General features: G+C 73.2%; 1 protein-coding gene. It reads right to left on the reverse strand.

The features are described 5' to 3' along the window. Positions 1 to 925 (reverse strand): ATP-binding protein (locus FV223_RS28655; RefSeq protein ID WP_246689859.1); only part of this gene is annotated, 925 nt, incomplete at both ends.

Here is a 925-nt window from a genome sequence, read left to right on the forward strand (position 1 = left end):
GGCCTCGTCCGCCACGACGGCCGCGGAGGCCCGCGGCAGGGCGAGGTCGACGCGGGTGCCGTGCCCGACCCGGCTGTCGATCCGCAGGCGGCCGTGGGATTGCTGGGCGAGGCCGAACACCATCGCGAGGCCGAGGCCGGTGCCCTGGCCGACGGCCTTGGTGGTGAAGAACGGCTCGCAGACCCGCGCTAGGATCTCCGGTGGGATGCCTTCGCCGGCATCGCTCACCGATACGCCGACATAGGCGCCGCTCCGCACGTCCGGATCGTCCTCGATCGTCAGCGCCGCCGTCTCGATGACGATCACGCCGCCCTCGCGCATGGCGTCGCGGGCGTTGATGCAGAGGTTGAGGATCGCAAGCTCGAGCTGGTCGGGGTCGACCTGAACCGGGCCGAGATCGCTGCCGAGCCTGGTCTCGACGGTGACGAGCCCGCCGAGGCTGCGCCCGAGCAGCGCCGACATGCCCTCGACGAGGGCGTTCACGTCGGTCGGGCGGGCACGCAGGTCGTTGGCGCGGCTGAAGCTCAGCAGGCGCTTGGTCAGCGAGGCGCCGCGCTCGGCCGCGCCCCGCGCGTTCTCGATCAGCCGCAGCACGCGGGGCTGCTCATGAACCTTCGGCGCGGCGAGCTCGAGGCTGCCGAGGATCGCGGTCAGCAGGTTGTTGAAGTCGTGCGCGATGCCGCCGGCGAGGGTGCCGAGCGCCTGCATCTTGTCGGACTGGCGCAGGCGGGCCTCGAAGCCCTTCTGCTCGGTGACGTCGCGCTCGATCGTGGCGAGATGCGCGATCGCGCCGGAGGGGCCGCGGATCGGGACCCGGACCACGTGGCTCCAGCGCTCGGCGCCGATCGGCCCTTCCGCGGAGACGACGTCGCCGACCTCGCCCGAGCGGATCGCGGCGGCGTCGGCCTCGGCGCTCTCGGCGGCG

Source organism: Methylobacterium sp. WL116 (assembly GCF_008039455.1).
Taxonomy (GTDB): Bacteria; Pseudomonadota; Alphaproteobacteria; order Rhizobiales; family Beijerinckiaceae; genus Methylobacterium.